Raw genomic sequence first — 3,670 nt, forward strand, 5'->3', positions numbered from 1 at the left:
CCACGCTGGAGCAGCAGCTCATCAAGAACCTGACCAGCGACAAGAGCGCCAGCGGCATCGAGGGCGCACTGCGTAAGTGGCGGGCGCTGCTGTGTTCAGAGGAATGTTATTTTTCTTGCCTTACTTTGTGGCATCCACCAGCACACCAACGTAGCCGGCAGTATCCACCAGCGTGGCACTGGAAACGGCGTCCACAGCCTTTTCATCTTTGCTCAGAGCCTCGGCGTCGGCAATACTCATGCCGTTCACGTGGTTCTGGATGGCGTCGTAGTTGGCATCCAGCGAAACGGTGGAACCAGCCTTTTCGGCCATCATCTTGCTGTAGTAATCGGCGTTGACCCGCTTGGACATCAGCACCTTGCCCTCGGCGTAGCCTGCGCCGAAGTCGGAATCGGAGTTGGGCACACCGACGACCCCGGCGTCCGAACCGGCAAACTGGAACTCGTCAATGTAGCTCAGCACGATGGTGTCCCCGGCGGTGGCGACAGCGCCGGAGGTGAAGCACTTGGTGCCGTGTGCGGCCCCATAGACCACATTCAGCTTCAGGTCCTCGGAGCTGCCGTTGAACTCCACGGCCTGCGTGGTCTGGGCATTTTTGGCGGCATCCACGATGGCGGAGAGATAACCGGCGGTATCCACCAGCGTTGCGCCGGAGACGGCGTCCACAGCCTCGGCACCCTTGGCGGCCACATCCTCCAGCTCGGAGATGGTCTTGCCGACAGCAAAGTTCTGGATGGCGTCGAAGTTTGCATCCAGAGCGACCGTGGAGCCGCCCTTTTCGGCCATCATCTTGCTGTAATAATCAGCGTTGGCCCGCTTGGACATCAGAACCTTGCCCTCGGCGTAGCCTGCGGCAAAGTCGGAGTCGGAGTTGGGCACGGCGGTCACGTCTGCATCGGCGCTGGTGAACTGGAAATCGTCGAGGTAGGCGGCGAGGATGACGTCATCCTTCACCACAGCCACCGCTTCGGTGAAGCACTTGGTGCCGTGGGCGGCAGCATAGGCCTGACCGATCTGGATGCCGCCTTCCACCGGGACGATGGCGGCGGGTTCAGCGGGGGCTGCGACAGCAGAGTCGGCGGGGGCTTCTTCGGCCAGCTCCACACCCAGTGCGGCGGCAACGGCCTTCCGGACGGCCTTGGTGGTCACCGTGGCACCGGCAACACCGTCGATGGCGGGGCCGTTGGCGGCTACGACCTGCTTGGACAGCTCTTCCAGTGCAGCGCCGCCGATGCTCTCGGTCTCCTGTGCACCTTCCAGCTTGCAGTCGGTAACGGTGCCGTTGGCATCCACGGTCAGGGTGGCAGTGACAGCTCCGCCAAAGCCTTCGGCAGAGCCGGTCTTAGTCACACCGGCAGCGGTGGAGCTGCTGCTGCCGCCGCAGGCGGCCAGAGAGACGCCAACAACGAGGCTCATGGCCACGGCAGCGCTCAGTTTGCGGATGATCTCCTGTTTCATGGGTCTTTCCTCCAGAGAAAAATCGGTTTGTGTTCGGCCCCCAGAAAAGGTCATACCTTTTCAAGGATGCTTACAAAAGATAACATATTTTGTGATGTGCTGTCAAGAGATTTTGTCACATACTTCGTGGAGAATGATAAATTGGTGTCAATTTGTGACGCTGACGGCATAAAAAAGCCGGAAACCAACGTACAGCGGTCGGTTCCCGGCAGACGGAAGCACTGAGGCGAAACTCAACGCTTGATGTCGTAGTTCATGTTCATCAGGTTGCGGATGGAGCTTACATCGTCGGTGATGTTGGCATCGCCGTGGATGGTGTGCTTGATGGCGCTGCTGGCCACGGCAAAGTTGATCATAATCCATCAGGAGCGAACCGTCAACGATGGCGCGGATGTCGCCGCCGTTGTTGTCCCAGTAGTCTGCCACCAATTTCCCGGTAACATCGGCAAGCTGCTGGCTGACACGCTCCCCGCTGATGCCGTAGGTCTTGCTCAACATCTCCGAAACCGGCTGCACCAAATCAGGGCCGAGCTGCCACACCTCCGGGTCACGGGAATTGCGGCGCACCCCGGTGTCCGACACATCGAAAACGTAGTGCAGGCGAGGGAATCCGCTGGATTCGTCCAGCAGAGCGATGCCCTTAGCACCCCGGCGCACATAACGGTTCATCCGGTTGTTCCAGATGTCAAAGTCGGCGCAGGCGGTGGCATCGGGCCGCTGGGCGTAGATCATCAGCTGGTCTGCAAAGGGGTACTTGTACAGCCGGGATGCGGTGGTCAGGTAGTCCGTCCAGCTTTCCCAGTACCGGGTCAAGCCGTTGGCTGTGCGCTGGGCAAGGGCGAGATATTCTTCGGTTTTGCTTGGCATAGCGTTCCTCCCTTCAATCTCGTTGTAAACAAAAAAGCGAGCGGCCTTTTCAGGTCACTCGCTTATGGAATCTATGGTAGTTTAATCTTTGTACACAACTACTTCTCCTGTCTGTCTTAACGGACCTTCTCAGCATCCCACTCCGTTACGGATCCGGTCGCTGCATCAATCGTGAATTCGTATTCCGTTCCACCGTAGATGATCTTTCCTTCGTATTCCGGACGTCCGTCATCATAATCAAGCTTCCATTCGTAGAGATCCTTGTCCGTTGCTCCGCTTACACGGTCAAGGGCTGTTTTCTTTGCATCTGCCTCACTGACCGTAATGTTCTTGCTGTCTGCTCCCATCGTTTTTTCTTCATATGCGGAGCTGATGATCTCTCCGGTGTCTGTCGCAATCTCATAGTCATACTTTGCACCGCCTGCATACCATTCAATGTCATATACCTGACGTCCGTCTTCATAGTCAAGCTTTGACTTGGTGATCGTTGCATCCGCTGCCTTCACTCCGGCATGCTCCAGTGCGATCTTCTGTGCTGCTGCTTCATCCACGGTTCCGGTACCTGTTGCATTCTGTGCCGGAGCAGGGGCAGCGGGGTCTGTCGTCTCCGTCTGTGTCCCGGAAGCCTGCGCATTCTGTTCTTGGCTGCTCATTTCCATGACAGCTCCTGTCTCTGCATTGATCGTGTAGGCGTAGGCATACTCTCCGGAAGTAAATTCTACCTTATAGCAGGCCACTCCCGCCACCTCACTTAAGGTCGTGGCTGAAATGTCTGCATCTGCCGCTACAATATCCGCTGCTTTTAACGCCGCTTCCTGTGCCTCCTCCATAGGGATCATCTGTGTCTGCTCCTTCGTCTGCTTCTGGCTGCTTTGCTGCGGAATACTGGCTGCCGCATTATATCTGTATCCGGTCAGGGTCATTGCAAGTGCAAATGCCGCTCCGATAAAAATCCATTTCTTTCTCATATTCTTTCTTATCCTTCCTATCAGATTGGAATGTGTAAAGTGTAGCCGATATCCTGCCAGATTACAAGTGGAATTTTTGTGTACAGGGTATATTTGTAAGAATCTAACAAATATAGGAACACTTGCAATACCGTAAATTGCGCCGCCCATGCCTCTTTTTACAGATTCCCTGATTGTCTCCATTTTGTATAACAAAAGGCAGCCCACTATGGACTACCCTGATAAAAATAAAAAGCAGCAAATCATTTGCTATGTGTAGTGATATTCCTTCAATGTCACCTGTAATTGACAAACTTGAAGTTGTTATTCTCCTATGGAGGTACCGCTATCGTCTTTAAGACCACAAATCGCAACTATACCATTATTTTTATAACTCA

3 protein-coding genes and 1 pseudogene are annotated in these 3,670 nt (G+C 55.1%); 1 reads left to right on the forward strand and 3 read right to left on the reverse strand.

Features of this window, described 5'->3' with window-relative positions; all coding sequences use genetic code 11:
- Positions 1–120: 120 nt before the first annotated feature.
- Together LKD23_RS12665 and LKD23_RS12670 are read right to left on the reverse strand one after the other, a co-directional pair.
- Positions 121–1,458, reverse strand: a complete 1,338-nt coding sequence (locus LKD23_RS12665; protein WP_227621933.1) for an FMN-binding protein — start codon at positions 1,456–1,458, stop codon at positions 121–123.
- A gap of 233 nt (positions 1,459–1,691) precedes the next feature.
- Positions 1,692–1,814 (reverse strand): annotated as a pseudogene (locus LKD23_RS12670) (sugar kinase); the annotation flags it as partial.
- Between LKD23_RS12670 and LKD23_RS12675 the strand changes: the two are divergent.
- The gene (locus LKD23_RS12675; protein WP_227621934.1) at positions 1,807–2,445 is read left to right on the forward strand and encodes a hypothetical protein; all 639 of its coding nucleotides are present in this window, start codon (positions 1,807–1,809) and stop codon (positions 2,443–2,445) included. The pseudogene LKD23_RS12670 and the gene LKD23_RS12675 sit on opposite strands and share 8 nt — an antisense overlap.
- Here the strand turns inward: LKD23_RS12675 and LKD23_RS12680 are convergent.
- Positions 2,442–3,293, reverse strand: coding sequence for a PepSY domain-containing protein (locus tag LKD23_RS12680; protein ID WP_227621935.1), 852 nt, complete (start codon positions 3,291–3,293; stop codon positions 2,442–2,444). The two genes, LKD23_RS12675 and LKD23_RS12680, sit on opposite strands and share 4 nt — an antisense overlap.
- Positions 3,294–3,670 lie beyond the last annotated feature (377 nt).

Source organism: Faecalibacterium butyricigenerans, assembly GCF_020687345.1.
Taxonomy (GTDB): domain Bacteria; phylum Bacillota; class Clostridia; order Oscillospirales; family Ruminococcaceae; genus Faecalibacterium; species Faecalibacterium butyricigenerans.

What these genes read in the sequence shown, in the direction of transcription:
- LKD23_RS12680 (WP_227621935.1), bottom strand. Translation starts at nt 3,293, where the DNA reads ATGAGAAAGAAATGGATTTTTATCGGAGCGGCATTTGCACTTGCAATG.
- LKD23_RS12665 (WP_227621933.1), bottom strand. Translation starts at nt 1,458, where the DNA reads ATGAAACAGGAGATCATCCGCAAACTGAGCGCTGCCGTGGCCATGAGC.